Consider the following 21,252-nt stretch of genomic DNA (forward strand, 5'->3'; position numbering starts at 1 on the left):
TTAGCCTTTCATCCATGCCTGCGAACGGGTGATTTCGGCCAGGTTTTGCAGGGTATCCAGGCTCTGCTGGTGGATCTCCTGCGTGGGGGCCGCGCACAGATCGTGCAGCACGGTCACCTGAAAGCCGGCGTCGTGCGCCTGCCGCGCGGTGCTCTCGATGGCGAGCGGCGTGCTGATGCCCGCCAGCAGCAGATGGTGGCACCGATGTTGCCGCAGCCAGGCTAACAAATTGTTACCGGAGAAAGCGCTGACTGCCGTTTTTTCAAACTGCAGATCGGTCTCTTCCTGATGCAGTTCGGGCATCCAGCGGCAGCCCGGGCCATTTAGCCGCAGCGCGCCGATCTGCTTGAGATGGTTGAACAGCGGCGAATGGGGCGGGATGTCATGATAATCGTCGGCGAATCCCACCCGCACCCAAATCACCGGGATTTTTCGCACCCGGGCATAGGCCGCGGCGGCATTGACGTTGGCGAGCAGGTGGGTCGTCATCACCTGTTCGCAGCAGTGGTTGGCGCGCCCTTTGGGCCCGATCAGATCTTCGATCAGGTCGATGATAATCAACGCAGCGGACATGGCGTCTCCAAAAATGGCCTTCTTCCTTTCTATGATAAAAGGCCAAATGTGATGTGCTGCGGTGAAGTGTTGCCGGATATGTTTACGCCGCGTTTCAGGCGGAGGCCGCCTCCAGCCGTTGCTGTTGGTAACCATAGCCGCCTTCGCCGTCGGGCACGAAGCTGAGGCGGTGAGTGATGCACTGCGGCGCATCTTCGGCATGGTGCGAGACGAACAGCAACTGGGTGGCGCCCTGGCCGATCAGCACGTCGATAAAGCGGCGCACCAGCTGGCGATTGAGCGGATCCAGCCCCTGCAGCGGCTCGTCGAGGATCAGGAGCGCCGGGTGTTTCACCAGCGCGCGGGCGATCAGCGCCAGCCGCTGTTGGCCCCAGGAAAGGCTGTGGAACGGGGCGTCACCGCGCGCGCCGTTGAGCCCGAGCAGCGCCAGCCATTGCTCTGTCAGCTGCCGCTGACGATCCGAGACCGCCTGATAAATGCCGATCGAATCGAAGAACCCCGACAGCACCACGTTGCGCACGCTGGTGTTGACGCGATAATCCAGATGCAGGCTGCTGCTGACGTAGCCGATATGGCGTTTGATTTCCCAGATGGTTTCCCCGCTGCCGCGGCGGCGGCCGAACAGCGTCAGATCGTTGCTGTAGCCCTGTGGATGATCGCCGGTGATCAAGCTGAGCAGCGTGGATTTGCCGGCGCCGTTCGGGCCGACGATCTGCCAGTGCTCGCCGGGGTTAACCTGCCAGTCGAGATGATTGAGGATCGGCCGATCGTTATAGCTGACCACGCCGTCGCGCAGGACGATCAGCGGCCGATCCGCCGGCAGGGCCACTTTTTGCGTCGGATCCTCGGTTTCCGGCAGCGCCAGCCCGCTGAGGTTTTCGCTGTGCGCCAACTGCGCCACCAGCGCGTCCGCCATTACCTGGCTGCGCGGCCCGCGGCTGGTCAGGGTGCAGTCCGCCAGCACGCCCACCTGGCGGACAAAATCCGGTATTTCGTCGAACCGGTTGAGCACCAGCACCACGGTTTGGCTCTGGGCGGAAAGCTCGCTCAGCAACGCGGCGAGCTGCGCGCGCGAGTGCACGTCCAGCCCGTCGAAGGGTTCGTCGAGGATCAGCAGGTCGGGCTCGGGCATCAGCGCCCGGCACAGCAGGGTCTTGCGCGTTTCGCCGGTGGAGAGGTATTTGAAGCGGCGCGTCAGCAGGGCGGTGATGCCGAACTGCGCGGCCAGCCGCTCACAGCGCGCGGCGTCTTTCACCTCTTCCTGAATGATCTCCGCCGCGGTGCGGCCGGTGTCGTCTTCGTCCGCGCTGAGCAGATCGGTGTTGTTGCGTTGCCACTCGTCACTGACCATTTTTTGCAGCTGTTCGAAGGAGATGCGCACCGCGTGCTGAAAGTCGCTGCGGCGTTCACCGCTCAGCATAAGCAGTTCGTTGGCCAACGCGCGCGCCAGGGCGGATTTGCCGCTGCCGTTGGCGCCGACGAAGGCCCAGCTGTCGCCGGCCTGGATCGCCAGTGCATCCAGCGTCAGGGTGCGGGTATCGCTTAAGCGGAATGAACCTTGCGAAATATGCAACGACGACATCACCTGTTCCTTTTTTTGCAATTATTTGCCTTAGAAATAGGCGCATTGCAGGGGGATGTCAATCAACAAAAATGCAACGTTACGTTGCGCTTAACACAACGTGGCGACAATCACGTGGTCGGCGTTGAACAGGGCGTGTACGGCGGCGCCGACGCTCAGCTGCAGGCGCTGCAACTCCGCCGTCGTCAGCGTGGCGCACAGGGTTTCGCCCCCCGCCAGCGTCACCAGCACCTCGCTGTGTTCGGCGCCTGGCTGAATGCCGGCCACCACGCCCGCCAGCGCGTTATCCGCGTCGGCATGTTCCGCCGTCTCGACGCTTAACCGCACCCAGGGCGCCTTGATCAGCGCCAGCACCTCTTTGCCTGGCGTCAGTTGCAGCCGGTCGGCGCTTTGCTGGGTGATGGCCGCCGTCAGGCGAGTGCTGCCGTCGTTCAACAAGATCGCCAGATGCTGCTGCACCTGCTGATGATCGCGATCGATGACGGTGCCGAAAAATTGATTGCGCGCGCTGGTTTGCAGCGAAAAGCGCGAGATGTCCGCCAGCAGACTGTCGAGCGGCAGATCGTCCTGCTGCAACACGTCGAAGGCCTTTTGCTGCACCTGGCCCAGCAGGTCATACAGCTGGATCAGCCGCTGGCCGTAGTGCGTCAGCTGCGCGCCGCCGCCGCCTTTTCCGCCGGTGGCGCGGTCCACCACCGTGTGTTCCGCCAGCTGGTTCATCTCATTGATGGCGTCCCAAGCGCTTTTGTAGCTGATGCCCGCCAGTTTGGCGCCCTGGCTGATGGAGCCGGTGTGCTGCACCTGTTTCAGCAGCGCGATGCGGCGCGGATCGGCGAACAGCTTTTGCTGGAGTTTGAGAGTCAGAAGAATTTCGGCCTGCATAGCGCATCCTGTCGGCGGCAAAAATCTTATTGTCGCCGATTTGGCGGCAAAGCGCCAAACGCCGTGCGCTGGAGAGCGGGGTAATAAAGACTGGCATTGCTTTATTGTTATAATATAACATAACAGAAAAACGATAAGGCTTTGCGCCGGCTGCGGCCGGTTTTTATTTCACCACAGGGATGCACCACATGAGTACGACACGCCGGCGTCTTGGCACGCCCAAAAAATCTTTATGCCTTGCCGCCGCATGGGTCGGCGGCGCACTGACGGTGCCGCTGGCTTTCGCCGCCGACTGCGATAAAGCTCGCAATGTCACAGGATGTGAAGAACAGCTCACCGTGGAGGCGGCGGCCTCCGCCGGGCGTTACGATGCGTTGAACGCCCTGAGCCGCAGCGCGTCACAGCTCGGGCTGAGCGCTCGGGAGACGCCGCGCAGCGTCGATATCATCCGCGCGCGGGCGATCCAACAGCGGGGCGATCGCTCGCTGGCCGCCGCCGTCGAGCGCGCCACCGGTCTGTCCGGCGTCGCTTCGCCAACGTTGTCCAACAACTTTTCCGCGCGCGGTTTTCGGCCGATCGCCTGGCTGTATAACGGCGTAGAGATGCCCGGCAGCACGCTGCAGCTGGGCGATCCGGCGCATTACGACAGCATTGAGGTGCTGCGCGGGCCAGGGTCGGCATTGAACGGGCTGAGCGCCGCAGGCGGCAGCGTCAACCTGATCTCGCGGCGGCCGACCTTCAGCCGCCAGCCGGTTGAACTCGACTATGGCTTCGGCAGCTACCGCAGCCAGCGTATGCATCTGGGGGCCGGCGGCGCGCTGGTGGACGATGCGGTGGCGTACCGGTTAGACGTCAGCGGCAACGACAGCGGCAGCAACGTGCAGTATGAACGCGATCGGCAGAAGCGGGTTTCCGGCTCGCTGCTGCTTAAATTGACGGACGATGCGTTGCTGACGCTGAGCCTGGACCGCATGCTCAACCGCACCAACAACCCTTACTACGGCACGCCGCTGCTGGATGGGCGCATTGCCGGCGAGCTGCGCGACATCAATTACAACAACCTGACCGACAGCCGCATCCAGAGCAACGCCACCGCGTTTCAGGCCAGTCTGGACTGGTTTATGACGCCCGAAGTGGAGTGGCATAACCAATTCTATTACTACAGCGGCTTTCGCGAATGGCGCAACGTCGAGCGTTTCCGCGTCGCGGCGGCGGCCCGGCCCGGCGACGTCAACCGCGACTCTTTCGGCGCTCTGGCGCACGACGACGATCTGATCGGCAACCGCAGTTCGCTGGTGTTCGATCGCGTTATCGCCGGTTTCGATAACCGGTTGCTGGTCGGCTTCGATCTGAGCAAGCGGCATTTTCAGTACTACTCCAACGGTTTCCCCGGCTCCGAGGACGTGCCGCTCGGCGCGCCGCCCAGAGAACCGTTCGCTCAGGGCACCGCCAGTCAACGCGCGCCGGTGCGCCACGTTACTCAGAATCAGTACGCCGCTTTTCTTGAAGATCGCTTCAGCCTGACCGAGCGTTTAGCGTTGCTGGGCCAACTGCGCTACAACCATATGGACATGGACTGGCGCTTCCAGGGGCCGCAGGAAGAGAGCCGCGCGCGCACCTATGTTTTCAGCACCTGGAGCCTGGGCCCCAGCTATGCGCTGACCGATAACCTCACGCTTTACGCCAACTACACCACCGGCCAGGAGCCGGGCAACGATCTGTTCTTCCTCAGCCCGACGCAGACCGATCTGCCGCTGACGCGAGCGCGCCAGTGGGAGGCCGGCGCCAAAGGGCAGTTTTGGGGTAACAAGGGCGAGGCGACGCTGGCGCTGTATGAACTGCGCAAGGACAACCTGTTTGTGCCCGATGCGCAGCGGCCGGATGCGTTGAACGCGGTAGGCAGGCAGACGTCGCGCGGCATCGAGCTTGGCGTGGTGCTGCGTCCCGACGATCGTTGGGAGCTGGCCGGCAACGCCGCCTATACGCACGCCCGCTACGACGACTATCGCGGCGGCAGCCCGCTGCGCAGCTACAACGGCAATCGCCCGGCCTATATCCCGGACTGGACCGCCAACCTCAGCGTGCATTATCAGGCGACGGAATGTTTGGGGCTGGCTTCTTCGCTGCGCTATGTCGGCAGCAGTTACAACGACGACGCCAACCAGCGCAAGATGCGCGCGTACACCACGCTTGATCTGGCGGCGGATTATCAGCTGACGCCGATCGTCGATGTCGGTTTCCGCATTCGCAACGCCACCAACCAGCTGTACGCCTATCAGCGCACCTACCCGGATCAGGCGCTGATCGCGCCGCCGCGCAGCTATGAAACCTTCGTGTCGGTCAGGTTCTGACGTCGTGAAACGTTCGCTTTACCTGTTGTTGTGCGCCCTGGGATTGGGCTGGGGCGTGCCGCTGCACGCCTATGCCGTCAGCCTGCACAATTGCGGGGCAATGCGCGATTATCCGCAGCCGCCGCAGCGGGTGCTGGTCTACGCCAATCCGGCGCTGGAAAACCTGCTGGCGCTGGGGCTGGCTAGCCGTGCGATCGGCGTGGTCGGGTATGACCGCACGCGCGATCCCGCGCCGACGGCGTCGGCCGATACGCTGCGGGCGCCCGTCGGCCCGGCGCCGCCCACGGCGGAAGCGTTGCTGCTGATGCGGCCGGATTTTGTCTATTCGGCCAGCTATTACTGGCTGCACAGCCCGGAAACGCCCGATCGGGCGCGGTTGGCGGAATGGGGCATCGATACTTATCTCTCTCCCGGCGCCTGCAGCGGCCAGCAAAGCGCGATCGCCGCCGCGCTGACGTTCGAAGACATTTTCACCGAGCTGCGGGAGCTGGCGCGCATTTTTAACGCTGGCCGCGCCGGTGAAGCGCTGATCGCGCGGCTGCGCGAGCAGCTGAAGGCGCTCGAACCGCAGCGCGCGTCATTGCCGCATCGGCGTCTGCTGTGGTGGTATGCCGGCACGCAGACGCCCTACGTGGCGGGTTGCTGCGGCGCGCCAGGTTTGCTGAGCCGCAGCGTCGGCAGCGAGAACCTGTTCGGCGATCTGCCCGAGCTGTGGCCGACGGTATCCTGGGAGATTATCGCCGCCCGCGATCCGGATGCGATCGTGCTTGGCGATCTGCCGCGCGGCGGCTTCGGGGACAGCGCGGCCGACAAGATCGCCTTTCTGGAGCATCACCCGCTGACCGCTACGCTGCGCGCCGTACGTCAGCGGCACTACGTGATCCTCCCCGGTTACGACATGGACCCTTCCGCCCGCACCGTGGCGGCGCTGGGCCGTTTGATTCGGGGCCTGGCGGCCTTGCCGCCGCAGACTCCGACGCTTTCCAACAAGGAACCTTGATATGACTGCCGTTTCATTCTCTTCGCTGCTGGACTCCTGGGATCGCCAGCAGGCGGCTTACATCGCCGAACGCGAAGCGCGTTTTAACGCCCAACTGGACGTGCTGGCGCTGGCCGTCGGCCAGGATTTTCACGTGCTGGATCTGGCCTGTGGCCCGGGATCGCTGAGCCTGCGTATTTTGCAGCGTTTTCCGCAGGCCAGAGTGACCGCCATCGATCTCGATCCGCTGCTGCTGGCGGTGGCGCGCGGCGCGCTGGCGGCGTACGGCGATCGGATCCGCATTCTGCAGGCCGATCTGGCGGATCCTGCCTGTTTTTCCGTGCTGTCCGGCCCCACGCCGCAGGCGGCGGTGTCCAGCACGGCGCTGCACTGGCTGATGCCGGAGCAGCAGCTGGCGTTGTACCGTAACGTCGCCGGGCTGCTGGCCGCCGGCGGCGTATTCCTCAATGCCGATCATCAGCGCTATGACCACCGTCAGCCACGGCTGAAAGCGTTGGCCGAACGGCACGACGAGCAGACCCAACAACACGCCTGGGACAGCGGCGTTGAGGATTGGGATCGTTGGTTCGCCGGCGCACTGCAATCGCCGGCCTTGGCCGCTTATCAGGCCGAGCGCGAAGCGCTGTTCGCCGGCCGGCCGGTACCGCCGCCGACACCGGTGGATTTCCAGCTTGCGGCCCTCAGACAAGCCGGTTTCAGCGAGGCGGGGACGGTATGGCAACTGTTGGACGACTATGTGATCGCAGGCTGGAAATAGCATGAGCCGGCGGTTACTGCCCGGCCGTGAGGCCGGCGGGTTGTTGCTGCTGGCGGCGGCGCTGCCGCTGGCCCTGCTGGGCGCCACCTTGTCGGGGCCCGCGCCGATCGCGTGGCACGACGCCTGGCGCATCGTGCTCGGCGTCAGCGGCGGTGCGCAGACCGATGCCGAGGTGTATCAGCGCATCATCTGGTCGCTGCGGATGCCGCGCGCGCTGCTGGCGGCGCTGGCCGGCGCCGGGCTGGCGCTGGCGGGCACCGTGCTGCAGTCGCTGACCCGCAACCCGCTGGCCGATCCCTGGGTGCTGGGGATCTCCTCCGGCGCCGGCGTGGGGGCGGTGACGGTGTTGGTGTTGGGGCTGGGGGGCGGCCTGTTGTCGGTGTCCGGCGGGGCGTTTATCGGCGCGCTGGCGGCGTTTGCATTGGTGATGCTGCTGGCCGGACGTTCGCTGGAGGGGGAGTCCACGCTGTTTATTCTGGCCGGGGTGGCGGTGACGCAGCTGCTCTCCGCGCTGACTTCGCTGATCACCCTTTGGCAGGCGGACGCCAACGCCACGCGCGGCGTGATGTTCTGGCTGCTGGGATCGTTCAGCGACGCGCGCTGGCCGCAGGTCGGGCTGTGCGGGCTGGCGCTGGCGGCGACGCTGCTGCTTTGCTGGCTGCGGGCGGGCGAACTGGACGCGCTGGCGTTTGGCGGCGTGACCGCCGCTTCGCTGGGGGTGGCGGTGGCCCCGCTGAAGCTGCTGCTGTATGTGGTGACCACCGCGCTGACGGCGGCGATCGTCGCGTTCAGCGGCGCGGTGGGGTTTATCGGGCTGACGGTGCCGCATGTCGCCCGGCGGCTGGTGGGCTCGCGGCATCGGCTGCTGTTGCCGGCCAGCGCGCTGTGCGGCGCCTTGTTCGCCGTGGCGGCGGACACGCTGGCCAGAACGCTGTTCGCGCCGCGCGAGCTGCCGGTCGGCGTGCTGACGGCGCTGCTGGGGGTGCCGATATTCCTGCTGTTGCTGTATCGAAAGGTCAATGCATGACGATTGAAAAAGCGCGATCCGGCCTGTGCGCCGAAGCGGTGAGCTGGCGAGCGGGGGCGCGCACTGTGCTGGAAAATCTCAGTTTTTGCGCCTTGCCCGGTGAGATCACCGGCGTGCTCGGCGTCAACGGCAGCGGTAAATCGACGCTGCTTAAGCTGCTGGCCGGGCTGCAGCCCGCCGCCGGCGGCCGCGTTTGGCTGGAAGGGCGCGAAATCGCCGCATTTTCCGGGCGGGAACGCGCCAGGCGCATCGCTTTTCTCGAGCAATCCGCCCCCGGCGCCTTCGCGCTGCCGGTGAAGGAGGCGGTATTGTTGGGGCGTCTGGCCCATGTCAGCCGCTGGCGTGGTTTTGGTTCCGAGGATCGCCGCCTCGCCGGGCAGGCGATGGAGCAAGTGGGCATCAGCCACCTGGCCGATCGCGATTGGCAGCGGCTGTCCGGCGGTGAACGGCAGCGGGTGCATCTGGCGCGCGCGCTGGCGCAGCAAACGCCGTGGCTGCTGCTGGACGAACCCGCCAATCATCTGGATATCGCCCATCAGCAGCAGTTTATGGCCTTGCTGCGGCGGCTGAAACTCAGCGTGGTGGTGACGCTGCACGATCTGAATCTGGCGGCCTGTTATTGCGATCGGATCGCGCTGCTGCAGCGGGGCGGGATCTGTGCGGCGGGCGCGCCGCGGCAGGCGCTGACGCCGGAGAACATTCACGCGGTATACGGTGTGGAGGCCAAGCTGGCGGCGCCTGCCGGCTATGCGCCGCCGTTGATCTATTACCCCGCGCCGGGATGAGGGAGGCTGAAAGGGCACGTTTGGCCGATCACAATTTCGCCTCGCTGGCTAAAATAACTCCGGTTTTAGCGATTTTTTTGGGTTAGAATAACCCGATATGCGGTGAAAGGCATTTGCCGCTCAATGGGCAGTTAAGCGAGGCTATCATGTTGGAATTATTGAAAAGTCTGTTGTTCGCCGTGGTGATGGTGCCGGTGGTCATGGCGCTCATTCTCGGCCTGATCTACGGTTTTGGCGAAGTGTTCAACGTCTTCTCCAAAGTGGGCCGTTCGAAAGAAAACCGCACCCAGCACTGACCGTTCCCCATCCCGATACCCGCCGGCATCCCCCGGCGGGCATTCCTCAAGTTATCTCACGCTTTGCCGATAAACCGCATGACAAGCTTTCGCGCAACGTTATATTATTTTTTATATAACGAAGAGTGATAATGCACGTTAACTTGCGGAGAAAAACAATGAAACAGCAATGGACCAAATGGGTTGGCGGGATCGTTCTGGCATCGGGCCTGGTGGCTCAGGCTTCGGCGGCGGAAAAGATCACCGTGTTCGCCGCCGCGTCGCTGACCAACGCGCTGCAGGACATCGCCACCCAATATCAAAAAGGCAAGGACGTGCAGGTGGTTTCCTCCTTTGCGTCGTCCTCGACGCTGGCGCGCCAAATTGAGCAGGGCGCTCCGGCCGATCTGTTTATCTCCGCCGATCAGCAGTGGATGGATTACGCCATCGACAAGCAGCAGATGGTGAAAGACACCCGTTACACGCTGCTGGGCAACGAACTGGTGCTAATCGCCGCCAAGAGCGATAAACAAGACAAGATTGCCATCGACAAGCAGACCGACTGGGCCAAGCTGCTCAGCGGCGGCCGCCTGGCGGTGGGCGATCCGGATCACGTGCCGGCCGGCATCTACGCCAAAGAGGCGCTGGAGCATCTGGGCGCCTGGAGCGCGCTGGAACCGAAACTGGCGCGCGCCAACAACGTGCGCAGCGCGATGGCGCTGGTGGAACGCGGTGAAGCGCCGCTCGGCATCGTCTACGGCTCCGATGCGGTCGCCAGCGACAAGGTGAAAGTGGTGGGCGTGTTCCCGGAAGACAGCCACAAACCGGTTGAATATCCGATGGCGATAGTGAAAGATCGTCAAACTCCGACGGTCAGCGCTTTCTATACCTATCTGAAGAGTCCGGAAGCGGCCGCTATTTTCGAACATTATGGATTCACCCCGCGTAAATGATTCTGAGCGAGTATGAGTGGCAGGCGGTTGAGCTGAGCCTGAAAGTCTCCGGTTTGGCGGTGGTCTGCAGCCTGCCGTTCGGCATTCTGATGGCCTGGGTGCTGGTGCGTTGCCGTTTTCCCGGCAAAGCGCTGCTGGATGGCGTCATTCACCTGCCGCTGGTGCTGCCGCCGGTGGTGGTCGGCTATTTGCTGCTGATCGCCATGGGGCGGCGCGGCGTCATCGGCGAGCGGCTGTACGACTGGTTCGGTTTCAGCTTCAGCTTTAGCTGGCGCGGCGCCGCGCTGGCGTCGGCGGTGGTGGCGTTTCCGCTGATGGTGCGCGCCATTCGGCTGGCGCTGGAGGCGGTGGACACTCGGCTGGAGCTGGCGGCGCGCACGCTGGGCGCCAACCCGTGGCGGGTGTTTTTCACCATCACGCTGCCGCTGTCGCTGCCCGGCGTCATTGTCGGCGTGGTGCTGGCCTTCGCCCGCTCGCTGGGGGAGTTCGGCGCCACCATCACCTTCGTCTCCAACATTCCCGGTGAAACCCGCACCATTCCGCTGGCGATGTATACGCTGATCGAAACGCCGGGGGCGGAGGCCGCCGCCGCGCGGCTGTGCGCGATCGCCATCGTGCTGTCGCTGGCTTCGCTGATGGTGTCCGAATGGCTGGCCCGCTGGGGCCGCAAACGGATGGGGGCGTAAATGCTGGAGCTGGATTTCTCGCAGCAGCTGGGCGACCTTAATCTCAACGTCCGCGCCGATTTGCCGGCGCAGGGCATCACCGCGATTTTCGGCCTGTCCGGCGCGGGAAAAACCTCATTGATCAACGCCATCGGCGGCCTGACCCGTTTACAGCAGGGGCGCATCGCGCTCAATGGCCGCACGCTGGTGGATACCGCCGCGGGCCTCTGCCTGCCGCCGGAAAAGCGCCGTATCGGCTACGTGTTCCAGGATGCGCGCCTGTTCCCGCATTATCGGGTGCGCGGCAACCTGCAGTACGGCATGGCGGCCGGCATGCGCGCGCAGTTCAATACCATTGTCGAGCTGCTGGGCATCGGGCCGCTGCTTAATCGGCTGCCGTTGACGCTCTCCGGCGGTGAAAAACAGCGGGTGGCGATCGGCCGCGCGCTGCTGACGGCGCCGGAACTGCTGCTGATGGACGAACCGCTGGCCTCGCTCGATCTGCCGCGCAAACGCGAGCTGCTGCCGTATCTGGAGCGGTTGGCGCAGGACGTGAACATCCCTATCCTCTACGTCAGCCATAGCCTGGACGAGATCCTGCGGCTGGCCGAGCAGGTGATGGTGCTGGATCGCGGTGAGGTGCGCGCGTTCGGCGGGCTGGAAGCCGTCTGGGCCAGCAGCGCGCTGCGGCCGTGGCTGCAACGTGAAGATCAGAGCAGCGTGCTGCGCGTCAGCGTGATTGAGCATCATCAACGCTATGCCATGACTGCGCTGGCGCTCGGCGATCAACGGCTGTGGGTCAGCGGCATCGACGCCGAATTGGGCACCCAACTGCGCATTCGCATCAACGCCGCCGACGTCTCGCTGGTGCTGCAACCGCCGGTCAACAGCAGCATTCGCAATGTCTTGCCGGCCAAGGTCAGCGAGTGTCTGGACGTGGACGGGCAGGTGGAAGTGAAGCTGGCGGTCGGGGAACACGTGCTGTGGGCGCGGATCACGCCGTGGGCGCGCGATGAACTGGCGATCCGCCCCGGGCAGTGGCTGTACGCGCAGGTGAAGAGCGTGTCGATCAGCCGCGAGAGCCGCTAAGGCAGGCCCTCCCGGTGGGAGGGCGAAAAAACTAGAGTATGCGGGTGCGGATCACTTCGGCGATGCCCGGCTGCAGGTTATCGGCGATCACCAGATCGGCGCGTTCCTTGATCGCGTCATCGGCGTTGCCCATCGCCACGCCCAACCCGACCGCTTCCAGCATGCTGATGTCATTGTAGTTGTCGCCGAACGCCACCACCTGATCCATGCTCAGCCCCTGCGACTCCACCCATTGGCGCAGGCGTTTGCCTTTGCTGTTGCCGCCTTTGGCGATATCCACCTGATCGTGCCAGGACCATTCGCACGCCAGCCCCAGCTCTTTTTCCACCGTGTCGGCAAACTCGCGCAGCGCCGGAATATCGGCGTGCGAGGTGGCGAATTTCCAGATCGCCTGCGCGTCGTCGGCCGCCTGCGTCAGGCTGCCGACCTGCAGCAGCGTCGGGCGCTGCGCCGCCGGCAGGGTTTCGGCCCAGGCCAGCGAGCGAATCACATGGCCGCTCGGCTCCTGATACAGCATGGCATCGTCAACGTACATCAGCCCGTGAATGTCGGTCTGTTTGAGCATCTGCAGCACCTGCTTGGCTTGCTCCTTCGCCAAGGGATCGGCGGCCAGCACCTTTTTCTGCTGAAAATCATACAGGTAGGTGCCGTTGCAGCAGATGGCCGGGGTATCTATCTGCAGCGCCTGGTAAAACGGATGGATGGCGACGTGATGGCGGCCGGTGACCACCACCACCTGGACGCCGGCGGCGCGCGCCTGCGCCAGCGCTTCCAGCGACTGCGGTAAGATGCGTTTTTGATTGTCCAGCAGGGTGCCGTCAAGATCGAGGGCGATGACGCGGTAGCTCATAGGGTTCTCGTTATCGTTAGCCATAAAATTAATCCGATGGTACACCGGATAGCCTATGGAGAAAACCGCGTGAGCTTCCGGTGCTAAGCAGGGTTGCCATGCGACGGATGTGCGGTAAGCTAGGAGCAATCGAACGGCCTGAAACCGGTTCCTCTTTTACCCTTTGCAAGGAGAACACATGAAGCAAATCGTTTATGTCGCCAGCCCGGAGAGCCAGCAGATCCACGTCTGGCAGTTGGACGACGCCGGCGCGCTGGCGCTGCTGCAAACCGTTGACGTGCCGGGCCAGGTGCAGCCGATGACCCTTCATCCGGACAAGACCCACCTGTACGTCGGCGTGCGTCCGGCGTTCGGCATCGTCAGCTACCGCATCGAGGCGGACGGCACGCTGCAGCAGGCCGGCATGGCGCCGCTGCCGGGCAGCCCGACCCATATCTCCACCGATTTGCAGGGGCGTTACCTGTTCTCCGCCTCCTACAGCGGCAACTGCGCCAGCATCAGCCCGATCGGCCACGACGGCGTGGTGACGGCGCCGATCCAACAGATCGACGGCCTGAGCGCGCCGCACTCGGCGAACATCGATCCGACCAACCAGCTGGTGCTGGTGCCGTGTCTGAAAGAAGACCGCATCCGTCTGTTCAACCTGAGCCAGGCGGGCCAGCTGACGCCGCACGCGCAGGAGGCGGTGGATATCGCCGCCGGCGCCGGCCCGCGCCATATGGCGTTCCACCATAACGACAAGTTCGCCTACTGCGTCAATGAGTTGAACGGCACGGTGGACGTGCTGGCGATTTCGGAAAACGGCGGCAAATACACCGTGACGCAAACGCTGGATATCATGCCGGACGATTTCGACGGCACCCGCTGGGCGGCGGACATTCATATCACGCCGAACGGCCGCTTCCTGTACACCAGCGATCGCACCGCCAGCATTCTGACCCTCTTCAGCGTCTCCGAAGACGGCGGCACGTTGAGCGTGGTCGGCTATTATCCGACCGAAACGCAGCCGCGCGGTTTCAATATCGATCACAGCGGCCGCTTCGTGATTTCGTCCGGCCAGAAGTCCGATCACATCGCGGTGCATGAAATTGATCAGGCCAGCGGTAAGTTGACTACGCTGGCGCGTTATCCGGTGGGCAAAGGCCCGATGTGGGTCAGCGTGCTGGCGAAGTAATTCGTCGGCCAGGCCAGAGTGGAAAAGCGCGGTGCGGTTGACCGCGCTTTTTTATGGGCGGGGGATCAGTTGAACATCACCGTCAGCGTGGCGCTGCCGAGGCTGTGGAAATGCACGTTAAAGCCCACCAGTGCGCCGCTGGACCCTTCATCCACCTCAATGCTTTCCACGTCCAGCGCGTGCACGGTGAACTGATAGCGGTGGCTTTCGCCATTCGGCGGCGCGGCGCCGCCGTAACCGGCCGAACCGAAGTCGGTACGGGTTTGCAGCGCGGCGCTCGGCAGCGGCGCTTTGCCGGAGCCTGCGCCCTGCGGCAGCTCACGCACGTCGGCCGGAATATTGGCCACCACCCAGTGCCACCAGCCGGAGCCGGTTGGGGCGTCGGGATCGTACAGGGTGACGACGAAGCTCTTGGTGCCCTCGGGCACGCCGTCCCAGGCCAGGTGCGGCGACAGGTTATCGCCGTGGTAGCCCATGCCGTTGAAGACCTGCGTCTGCGGCATTGTGCCGCCGTCCTGCAGATCGTTGCTGTACAAACGAAAAGCCATAATGACTCCCAGTTATCGATAAACGCGGACCCCTAAGCTAGATCTTTTCGGTGGAACAATACAACCCCTTGCGCCAACGGCGGACGGTTGATCTCGACGGTGACATGCACCAGTTCGGGATGCGCGGCCAACAGTTGGCGCACACGATCGGCGGTGAGGGCGCGATCGGCGCTGCTCAGGGCGATGACGCAATGATATTTTCCTTTACCGATGCGGCCTACGTGCAAATCGGTCAGCGTGAGTGGGTGGCCGGAAGTGGCCAGGGTCTGACGAATCTCTTGCGCCACGGGGGCGTCCATTTCGGCATCCAGCAAAATCTTCCCGCTATCGCGCATCAGGCTATAGGCCCAGGCGGCCACCATCATCGCGCCGACGATGCCCATCAACGGATCGAGCCAAGCGGCGCCCCAAAGCTTGCCGCCAAACAGCGCGACGAGGGCCAACACCGAGGTGGCGGCGTCGGCGATGACGTGGATATAGGCGGAGCGCAGGTTGAGGTCATGATGAGGGTCATCGTGGTTATCCCCGTGGTGGTGATGGTGGCCGCCGCCGCGCAACAGCCAGGCGCAAAGCAGATTGACAGCCAGCCCGATCGTACCGATGGCGATGGCTTCGTTGTAATGAATCGGGCTGGGATTCAGCAGCCGCTGCGCGGACTGGAACAGCATCAGCGCCGCCACCAGCACCAACAACACCGCGCTGGTGTAACCGGCCAGCACTTCTATTTTCCAGGTGCCGAGGCTGAAGCGGCGATCCTTGGCCAACCGGCGTGCGGCGCCGTAAGCCAGCAGCGACAAGCCCAGAGCCAGCGCATGCGAGCTCATGTGCCAGCCGTCGGCCAGCAATGCCATCGAGTTAAACAGCCAACCGCCGGCGATCTCGATGACCATCATACTGGCGGTGAGTATCACCGCCCATCTGGTGTTTCTTTCGGCCAATGGGTTACCATCGTCAAAAACGTGGCTGTGCTCGCGGTGCAAAGCGGGCGCGTGAGACGTCATGGTGAAGTTCCTCAGCAAAAGGTAGTGTGCTGGAATATACTATACCCCAGTATAGTAAATAACAATCGAGCGGAAATAATGAGCCATACCCTCAGAGATCAAAAGAAGCTGTTGGCGCGGGTGCGCCGCATTAAAGGGCAGGCCGAAGCGCTGGAGCGCGCGCTGGAGAGCGGCGGCGAATGTTCTGCTGTTCTGCAGCAGATCGCGGCGGTGCGCGGCGCGGTCAACGGTTTAATGGCGCAGGTGCTGGAAGGGCATGTGCGCGAACATCTGGCTGCCGCGGACGCTACGCCGCAGCAGCGTGAGCAGGACATCGAGCAATTGATGACCGTTTTACGTTCTTATATGAAGTAATCATGATTTCACTGAAAAAACGCACGCCGTGGTTCGGTTGGTTGCGCCGTTGGGCCAAAGGCATCAAACGCGATATCTACGCGCTGTGGCTGGCCGCCCGTGATAAGCGCACCCCATGGTACGCCAAGCTCATCGCGCTGCTGGTGGCCGGCTATGCGATCTCGCCAATCGATTTGATCCCGGATTTCATTCCGGTGCTGGGCTATCTGGACGATGTGATCATCGTGCCGTTGGGTATCATGCTGGCGGTGCGCCTGATCCCCAAACCGCTGATGGCCGAGCTGCGCGAGAAGGCGCAAAAGCGCGTCGATAACCCCACCGGCCGCATGGCGGCGGCGATGATCATTTTACTCTGGCTGCTGTGTCTGGGATTGCTGGCCCGCTATCTGGACCAGCATTGGTAAGGCATTAACGCGCGGCGGCGGCCACGGCGGCGGTCAGGCGGCTGAGCTGTTCCGCTTCGATGATGTAAGGCGGCATCAGGTAAATCAGTTTGCCGAATGGCCGGATCCATACCCCGCGCTCGACGAACCCGCGCTGCAGCTCGGCGACATCCACCGGTTCGCGCATCTCCACCACCCCAATCGCCCCCAGCACCCGCACGTCCGCCACCTTCGGCAGCGCCGCCAACGGCAGCAGTTCCCGCTTCAACTGGGCTTCGATGGCGCTCACCTGCGCCTGCCAGCGATTTTCCGCCAGCAGCGCCAGGCTGGCGTCCGCCACCGCACAGGCCAGCGGGTTGCCCATAAAGGTCGGCCCGTGCATAAAGCAGCCGGCCGCGCCGTTGCTGATGGTCTCCGCTACGTGGCGGGTGGTCAGGGTAGCGGACAGCGTCATGTAGCCGCCGGTCAGCGCCTTGCCCAGGCAGAGAATGTCCGGCACCACCTGCGCGTGTTCGCAGGCGAACAGCTTGCCGGTGCGGCCGAAGCCGGTGGCGATCTCATCGGCGATCAGCAGCACCTGATGGCGATCGCACAGCTCGCGCACCCGCTTGAGGTAGGTTGGGTGGTAGATGCGCATGCCGCCGGCGCCTTGCACCACCGGTTCCAGGATCACCGCCGCCACTTCACCGGCGTGCTGCTCCAGCAGCGCGGCGAACGGCGCAATGTCCTCTTCGCGCCATTCCTCATCGAAGCGGCACTGCGGCGCGGTGGCGAACAGGTGCGGCGCCAGATAGCCCTGATAGAGGCTGTGCATCGAGTTGTCCGGATCGCAGACCGACATCGCGCCGAAGGTATCGCCGTGATAGCCGTGGCGCAGCGTCAGGATGCGCTGCCGGCGCTCGCCGCGCGCCTGCCAATACTGCAGCGCCATCTTCAGCGACACTTCCACCGCCACCGAACCGGAATCCGCCAGGAACACGCACTGCAGCGCTTCCGGCGTCATCTCCACCAGCCGACGGCACAGCGAGATGGCGGCCGGATGGGTGATGCCGCCGAACATCACGTGCGACATCTTCTCCAGTTGCTGACTGGCGGCCTGATTCAGACTCGGATGGTTGTACCCGTGGATCGCCGCCCACCAGGAGGACATGCCGTCCACCAGACGCCGGCCATCCGCCAGCTGCAGCTCGACGCCGCTGGCCGACTCGATCGGGTAACAGGGCAACGGGCGGCTCATGGAGGTGTAGGGATGCCAGATATGGCGTTGGTCAAACGCCAGGTCGGAAGCGGTGATAGACATACTTGTAAACCAAATTGAATTAAGATTGGTTGACAGTATATCCACAATATTTAAACTGGCGACACTTTTTCGTTTTGGAGACGCCATGATGGCCGATCGCATTCACTGGACAGTAGGGCAAGCCCAGGCCCTGTTTGATAAACCGCTGCTTGAACTGCTGTTCGAAGCGCAAACCGTACACCGCCGGCACTTCGACCCGCGTCAGGTGCAGGTCAGCACGCTGCTGTCGATCAAAACCGGCGCTTGCCCGGAAGACTGTAAATACTGCCCGCAGAGCTCACGCTACAAGACCGGCCTGGAGTCGGAGCGACTGATGCAGGTTGAGCAGGTGCTGGAATCGGCGCGCAAAGCCAAAGCGAACGGCTCGACCCGTTTTTGCATGGGCGCGGCGTGGAAGAACCCGCACGAGCGCGATATGCCTTATTTGCAGCAGATGGTGCAGGGCGTGAAAGCGATGGGCATGGAAACCTGCATGACGCTGGGCACGCTTGACGGTACTCAGGCCGAGCGGTTGGCGGAAGCCGGATTGGATTACTACAACCATAACCTCGACACCTCGCCGGAGTTCTACGGCAACATCATCACCACCCGCAGCTACCAGGAGCGTCTGGATACGCTCGACAAGGTGCGCGACGCTGGCATCAAAGTGTGCTCCGGCGGCATCGTCGGGCTGGGTGAAACGGTGCGCGACCGCGCTGGGCTGCTGGTGCAACTGGCCAACCTGCCGAAACCGCCGGAGAGCGTGCCGATCAACATGCTGGTGAAGGTGAAAGGCACGCCGCTGGCGGATAACGACGACGTCGATCCGTTTGACTTCATCCGCACCATCGCGGTGGCGCGCATCATGATGCCATCCTCTTATGTCCGCCTTTCCGCCGGCCGTGAACAGATGAACGAACAGACGCAGGCGATGTGCTTCATGGCCGGCGCCAACTCCATCTTCTACGGTTGCAAGCTGCTGACCACGCCGAATCCGGAAGAAGATAAGGATCTGCAGCTGTTCCGCAAGCTGGGATTGAACCCGCAGCAGACCGCCACCGAACACGGCGACAACCAGCAACAGCAGGTGCTGGCCAAGCAACTGCTGAACGCCGATACCGCCGAGTTTTACAACGCGGCGCCGTGATGAGCTGGCCACAACGCATCGAGCAGGCGCTGGCGGAGCGGCGCCTCAACGCCGCCTACCGTCGGCGACAGGCCACCGAGGGCGGCAACGGCCGCCAGATCCGGCTCGACGATCGTCTCTATCTGAACTTCTCCGGTAACGACTACCTGGGGCTTAGCCAGGATGCGCGGGTGATCGCCGCCTGGCAGCAGGGCGCGCAGCGTTACGGCGTCGGCAGCGGCGGTTCGGGCCACGTCACCGGCTTTAGCGTGGCGCATCAGGCGCTGGAAGAGCAACTGGCGGCGTGGCTCGGCTATCCGCGCGCGCTGCTGTTCATCTCCGGTTACGCCGCCAACCAGGCGGTGCTGGCGGCGTTGATGCAGAAGGGCGATCGCATTTTGGCCGATCGCCTCAGCCACGCCTCGCTGCTGGAGGCGGCGGCGCAGTCGCCGGCCGAGCTGCGCCGGTTCCAGCACAATCAGCCGCAGGCTTTGGCGGATTTGCTGGCCAAACCCTGCGATGGGCAGCGGCTGGCGGTGACCGAAGGGGTGTTCAGCATGGACGGCGACGGCGCGCCATTGGCGGAACTGTACCGCTTGACCCGCGCGGCGGGCGCCTGGCTGATGGTGGACGATGCCCACGGCGTCGGCGTGCGCGGCGAGCAAGGCCGCGGCAGCTGCTGGCAGCAGGGCGTGCGCCCTGAACTGCTGGTGGCGACCTTCGGCAAGGCGTTCGGCGTCAGCGGCGCGGCGGTGCTGTGCGATGAGGCGACCGCCGAGTATCTGCTGCAGTTCGCCCGCCATCTGATTTACAGCACCGCGATGCCGCCGGCGCAGGCCTGCGCGCTGCAGGCGGCGCTGGCCTGCATTCAAGAGGGTGATGAACTGCGCGCCCGGCTGCAGGACAATATTCGCCGTTTCCGCCAGGGCGCGGCGCCGTTGGCGCTGACCCTGACGGACTCCGACACCGCCATCCAGCCGCTGCTGGTGGGTGACAATCAACGCGCGCTCGATCTGGCGACCCGCCTGCGCGAGCGGGGGCTGTGGGTGAGCGCCATCCGTCCGCCGACGGTGCCGCCGGGCGGCGCGCGGCTGCGCATTACCCTGACGGCGGCGCACCAGCCGCAGGACATCGATCGCCTGCTGGAGGTATTGCATGACGTCAGCCAATGACAGGGTGAACAAACAGGCGGTCGCCTCGGCCTTCAGCCGCGCGGCCGGCAGCTACGACGCCGCCGCCGCGCTGCAGCGTGACGTTGGCGAGCGCTTACTGGGGATGGGGAGTTCCCACCCGGGCGAACGGCTGCTGGACGCCGGCTGCGGCACCGGCTATTTCAGCCGTATGTGGCGCGAGCGCGGCAAGCAGGTGACCGCGCTCGATCTGGCGCCGGGGATGTTGGCGTTCGCCCGTCAGCAACAGGCGGCGCACCATTATCTGCTGGGCGATATCGAACAGGTGCCACTGCCCGACGCGGCGATGGACATCTGTTTCAGCAGCCTGGTAGTGCAGTGGTGCAGCGATCTGCCCGCTGCGCTGGCGGAGCTGTATCGCGTGACCCGTCCCGGCGGCGTGATCCTGTTTTCCACGCTGGCGGCGGGCTCGCTGGAGGAATTGGGGGACGCCTGGCAACAGGTGGACGGCGAACGTCACGTGAACGCCTTTTTGCCGTTGACGCAGATCCGCGCCGCCTGCGCTACCTATCGACACGAGCTGGTGACGGAATTACGCACCCTGAACTACCCGGACGTGATGACGCTGATGCGTTCGCTCAAGGGCATCGGGGCGACGCATTTGCATCAGGGGCGCGAGGGCGGCCTGATGTCGCGCGGCCGTCTCGCCGCGTTGCAGGCGGCTTACCCGTGCCGGCAGGGGCAGTTCCCGCTCAGCTATCATCTGGCTTATGGAGTGATTTATCGTGATTAAACGTTGGTTCGTGACCGGCACCGACACCGAAGTGGGGAAAACCGTCGCCAGCAGCGCCTTGCTGCAGGCCGCCAACCGGGCGGGTTACCGAAGCGCCGGCTATAAGCCGGTCGCTTCCGGCAGCGAAATGACCGCCGAGGGGCTGCGCAACGGCGACGCGCTGGCGCTGCAGGCCAACAGCGGCGTGGCGCTGGATTACGACGAAGTGAACCCTTACGTTTTTGCCGAACCGACCTCGCCGCATATCGTCAGCGCCGATGAAGGCCGGCCGATCGACGCGGCGCGGCTGTCCGACGGCCTGCGCCGGCTGGAGCAGCGCGCCGACTGGGTGCTGGTCGAGGGCGCCGGCGGGTGGTTTACTCCGCTGTCGGCGGAGTACACCTTCGCCGACTGGGTACGGCAGGAGCAACTGCCGGTGATCCTGGTGGTGGGCATCAAACTGGGGTGCATCAACCACGCGGTGCTGACGGCGCAGGCGGTGCAACAGGCGGGGCTGACGCTGGCCGGTTGGATCGCCAACGACGTGACGCCGCCGGGGCGGCGGCATCAGGAATACCTGGCCACGCTGTGCCGCATGCTGCCGGCGCCGCTGCTGGGCGAAATCCCGCACCTGCCGCAGGCCGAACGGGCGCGGTTGGGGCAGTATCTGGACATCAGCCTGCTATAAACAAACGC

Annotated in this window: 23 protein-coding genes; 16 read left to right on the plus strand and 7 right to left on the minus strand. The window is 64.1% G+C overall.

What is annotated here, in order from left to right:
• The 3 genes from ACP39K_RS08460 to modE form a co-directional block, all read right to left on the minus strand.
• Positions 1–573, minus strand: a complete 573-nt coding sequence (locus tag ACP39K_RS08460) for a cysteine hydrolase family protein (RefSeq protein ID WP_089184337.1) — start codon at positions 571–573, stop codon at positions 1–3.
• 94 nt (positions 574–667) lie between these two features.
• The gene (gene modF, locus ACP39K_RS08465) at positions 668–2,155 is read right to left on the minus strand and encodes a molybdate ABC transporter ATP-binding protein ModF (RefSeq protein WP_089185312.1); all 1,488 of its coding nucleotides are present in this window, start codon (positions 2,153–2,155) and stop codon (positions 668–670) included.
• Between the two features lie 90 nt (positions 2,156–2,245).
• Positions 2,246–3,037, minus strand: a complete 792-nt coding sequence (gene modE / locus ACP39K_RS08470; RefSeq protein ID WP_497008423.1) for a molybdenum-dependent transcriptional regulator — start codon at positions 3,035–3,037, stop codon at positions 2,246–2,248.
• 188 nt (positions 3,038–3,225) lie between these two features.
• Here modE and ACP39K_RS08475 point away from each other — a divergent pair, with 188 nt between their 5' ends.
• The 9 genes from ACP39K_RS08475 (at position 3,226) to modC (ending at position 11,939) form a co-directional block, all read left to right on the plus strand.
• A complete protein-coding gene (locus tag ACP39K_RS08475) occupies positions 3,226–5,388 on the plus strand; it encodes a TonB-dependent siderophore receptor (RefSeq protein WP_497008424.1) in 2,163 nt (720 codons plus the stop codon).
• A 4-nt stretch (positions 5,389–5,392) separates the two neighbouring features.
• The gene (locus ACP39K_RS08480; protein ID WP_089184340.1) at positions 5,393–6,388 is read left to right on the plus strand and encodes an ABC transporter substrate-binding protein; all 996 of its coding nucleotides are present in this window, start codon (positions 5,393–5,395) and stop codon (positions 6,386–6,388) included.
• 1 nt (position 6,389) lies between these two features.
• Positions 6,390–7,145 (plus strand): class I SAM-dependent methyltransferase, encoded by a 756-nt coding sequence (locus ACP39K_RS08485; protein ID WP_049299445.1) that lies wholly within the window; start codon positions 6,390–6,392, stop codon positions 7,143–7,145.
• A 1-nt stretch (position 7,146) separates the two neighbouring features.
• A complete protein-coding gene (locus tag ACP39K_RS08490; RefSeq protein WP_033641054.1) occupies positions 7,147–8,172 on the plus strand; it encodes a FecCD family ABC transporter permease in 1,026 nt (341 codons plus the stop codon).
• Positions 8,173–8,195: 23 nt separating this feature from the next.
• Positions 8,196–8,957, plus strand: coding sequence for an ABC transporter ATP-binding protein (locus ACP39K_RS08495; RefSeq protein ID WP_406948068.1), 762 nt, complete (start codon positions 8,196–8,198; stop codon positions 8,955–8,957).
• A gap of 146 nt (positions 8,958–9,103) precedes the next feature.
• Positions 9,104–9,253, plus strand: coding sequence for an AcrZ family multidrug efflux pump-associated protein (locus ACP39K_RS08500; protein ID WP_004939813.1), 150 nt, complete (start codon positions 9,104–9,106; stop codon positions 9,251–9,253).
• 158 nt (positions 9,254–9,411) lie between these two features.
• Positions 9,412–10,185: a molybdate ABC transporter substrate-binding protein gene (gene modA, locus ACP39K_RS08505; RefSeq protein WP_033641052.1), complete on the plus strand. Its 774-nt coding sequence runs from the start codon at positions 9,412–9,414 to the stop codon at positions 10,183–10,185.
• Positions 10,182–10,871, plus strand: coding sequence for a molybdate ABC transporter permease subunit (modB, locus tag ACP39K_RS08510; protein WP_016928698.1), 690 nt, complete (start codon positions 10,182–10,184; stop codon positions 10,869–10,871). Before modA ends, modB begins: the two co-directional genes overlap by 4 nt.
• Positions 10,872–11,939 (plus strand): molybdenum ABC transporter ATP-binding protein ModC, encoded by a 1,068-nt coding sequence (gene modC / locus ACP39K_RS08515; protein WP_016928697.1) that lies wholly within the window; start codon positions 10,872–10,874, stop codon positions 11,937–11,939.
• A 31-nt stretch (positions 11,940–11,970) separates the two neighbouring features.
• On the opposite strand, the gene ACP39K_RS08520 is transcribed toward modC, so the two are convergent.
• Positions 11,971–12,789 carry a pyridoxal phosphatase gene (locus ACP39K_RS08520; protein WP_089185313.1) on the minus strand — a complete coding sequence of 273 codons (819 nt, stop codon included), beginning with the start codon at positions 12,787–12,789 and terminating at the stop codon, positions 11,971–11,973.
• Between the two features lie 178 nt (positions 12,790–12,967).
• On the opposite strand from ACP39K_RS08520, the gene pgl reads away from it, so the two are divergent.
• Positions 12,968–13,963, plus strand: a complete 996-nt coding sequence (gene pgl, locus ACP39K_RS08525) for a 6-phosphogluconolactonase (protein ID WP_089184341.1) — start codon at positions 12,968–12,970, stop codon at positions 13,961–13,963.
• 65 nt (positions 13,964–14,028) lie between these two features.
• Here pgl and ACP39K_RS08530 read toward each other — a convergent pair whose 3' ends face one another.
• Positions 14,029–14,511 carry a kinase inhibitor gene (locus ACP39K_RS08530; RefSeq protein WP_016928694.1) on the minus strand — a complete coding sequence of 161 codons (483 nt, stop codon included), beginning with the start codon at positions 14,509–14,511 and terminating at the stop codon, positions 14,029–14,031.
• Positions 14,512–14,543: 32 nt separating this feature from the next.
• Positions 14,544–15,512 (minus strand): CDF family Co(II)/Ni(II) efflux transporter DmeF, encoded by a 969-nt coding sequence (gene dmeF / locus ACP39K_RS08535; protein ID WP_072009686.1) that lies wholly within the window; start codon positions 15,510–15,512, stop codon positions 14,544–14,546.
• 78 nt (positions 15,513–15,590) lie between these two features.
• Here dmeF and ACP39K_RS08540 point away from each other — a divergent pair, with 78 nt between their 5' ends.
• Together ACP39K_RS08540 and ACP39K_RS08545 are read left to right on the plus strand one after the other, a co-directional pair.
• On the plus strand, positions 15,591–15,866 hold the full coding sequence (locus tag ACP39K_RS08540) for a metal/formaldehyde-sensitive transcriptional repressor (RefSeq protein ID WP_004939805.1): 276 nt from the start codon (positions 15,591–15,593) through the stop codon (positions 15,864–15,866).
• A 2-nt stretch (positions 15,867–15,868) separates the two neighbouring features.
• Positions 15,869–16,270, plus strand: coding sequence for a YkvA family protein (locus ACP39K_RS08545; RefSeq protein WP_025301916.1), 402 nt, complete (start codon positions 15,869–15,871; stop codon positions 16,268–16,270).
• 4 nt (positions 16,271–16,274) lie between these two features.
• Here the strand turns inward: ACP39K_RS08545 and bioA are convergent, their stop codons facing one another.
• Positions 16,275–17,549, minus strand: a complete 1,275-nt coding sequence (gene bioA / locus ACP39K_RS08550) for an adenosylmethionine--8-amino-7-oxononanoate transaminase (RefSeq protein ID WP_089184342.1) — start codon at positions 17,547–17,549, stop codon at positions 16,275–16,277.
• An 88-nt stretch (positions 17,550–17,637) separates the two neighbouring features.
• Between bioA and bioB the strand changes: the two genes are divergently transcribed.
• From bioB to bioD, 4 genes are read left to right on the plus strand one after another with little or no spacing between them, the layout of a single operon-like run.
• On the plus strand, positions 17,638–18,675 hold the full coding sequence (bioB, locus tag ACP39K_RS08555) for a biotin synthase BioB (protein ID WP_028127661.1): 1,038 nt from the start codon (positions 17,638–17,640) through the stop codon (positions 18,673–18,675).
• Positions 18,675–19,826, plus strand: coding sequence for an 8-amino-7-oxononanoate synthase (bioF, locus tag ACP39K_RS08560; RefSeq protein ID WP_060444167.1), 1,152 nt, complete (start codon positions 18,675–18,677; stop codon positions 19,824–19,826). The genes bioB and bioF overlap by 1 nt, the downstream gene beginning before the upstream one ends.
• A complete protein-coding gene (gene bioC / locus ACP39K_RS08565; protein WP_089184343.1) occupies positions 19,810–20,577 on the plus strand; it encodes a malonyl-ACP O-methyltransferase BioC in 768 nt (255 codons plus the stop codon). The genes bioF and bioC overlap by 17 nt, the downstream gene beginning before the upstream one ends.
• Positions 20,570–21,244: a dethiobiotin synthase gene (gene bioD, locus ACP39K_RS08570; RefSeq protein WP_089184344.1), complete on the plus strand. Its 675-nt coding sequence runs from the start codon at positions 20,570–20,572 to the stop codon at positions 21,242–21,244. The genes bioC and bioD overlap by 8 nt, the downstream gene beginning before the upstream one ends.
• Positions 21,245–21,252: the final 8 nt, after the last annotated feature.

It is taken from the genome of Serratia sp. EC4, assembly GCF_059652115.1.